This window comes from Streptomyces sp. NPDC101166 (assembly GCF_044768125.1).
Taxonomy (GTDB): domain Bacteria; phylum Actinomycetota; class Actinomycetes; order Streptomycetales; family Streptomycetaceae; genus Streptomyces.
The window spans coordinates 1-1,091 of sequence record NZ_JBIWPF010000307.1 but is presented as its reverse complement, the minus strand read 5'-3'; the positions used below and the strand labels follow the sequence as shown (position 1 = coordinate 1,091).

1 protein-coding gene and 1 pseudogene are annotated in these 1,091 nt (G+C 70.7%); both read left to right on the top strand.

Translation table 11 applies throughout. The features are described from left to right. Positions 1 to 10: 10 nt before the first annotated feature. Positions 11 to 121: pseudogene (locus ACIRS4_RS38665) on the top strand (FhaA domain-containing protein); the annotation flags it as partial. A gap of 105 nt (positions 122 to 226) precedes the next feature. After that, on the top strand, positions 227 to 1,091 hold an 865-nt coding region (locus tag ACIRS4_RS38660; protein ID WP_404205020.1), incomplete at its 3' end, for an FHA domain-containing protein.

The window sequence follows — 1,091 nt, the reverse complement described above, 5'->3', positions numbered from 1 at the left end:
CCAGCTCACCGTGCGTGCGTTCGCCAAACATCTGCAGGACCACATCCGTGAGCAAGGGTGGCAGACCTACGGCGAAGTGCACGTGGAGTTCGAGGCATCCCCTACGCTGCACACCGGACAGTTCAGGACGCGCGGCCGGGTGGATCCGGACGCGGGCAGGCGGGCCAGCCCGTCACCGGGACCTGAACGCCCACAACGACCCAACCCGCAACCAGGAGCTGGCCCCATGACGCAGAACTCAGGCTACGACCCCAGCCGTGAGCCCGCGGAGTCCGATCCGCGGAACCGCGGGTACGCACCCCCGCCTGCGGGCCGGCCCGGTCAGCAGGGGTACGGCGAGTACGGCTACGGCCAGTCCGAGCAGGGCTACGGCGAGTACCAGAACGGCTACGACTACCAGCAGCAGGGCGGCGGCTACGGCGCCCAGCAGCAGGGCGGGTACGCCGAGCAGGGCTACGGCCAGCAGCAGGCGGGCTACGGCGCGCCCGATCAGGCCTACGGTCAGCAGCAGGGCTATGCCGACCAGCAGGGCTATGGCCAGCAGCAGGGCTACGAGCAGGGCTACGGCGACCAGCAGGGCTACGGCCAGCAGCAGGGCTACGCCGACCCGGGCTACGGCCAGCAGCAGGGCTACGGCCAGCAGGGGTACGAGCAGGGCGGCGGCTACGGCGGCCAGCAGCAGGGCGGGTACGCCGACCAGGGCTACGGCGGGCAGCAGCAGGGTTATGCCGACCAGGGCTACGGCGGGCAGCAGCAGGGCTACGAGCAGGGTTACGGCGACCAGCAGGGCTACGGTCAGCAGGGCTATGACCAGCAGCAGGCGGGTTACGGCGCGGCTCCCGCGCGGGGCGCCTCGGGCTACTCGGCGACGCTGCAGCTGGACGACGGCTCCGGCCGCACCTACCAGCTGCGCGAGGGCAGCAACATCATCGGTCGTGGGCAGGACGCGCACTTCCGGCTGCCGGATACCGGAGTTTCCCGGCGGCACATCGAGGTTCGCTGGGACGGTCAGACCGCGATGCTCTCGGACCTCGGTTCGACCAATGGCACGCTGGTCAACGGGTCTCCCGTCCAGGATTGGCAGCTGGCCG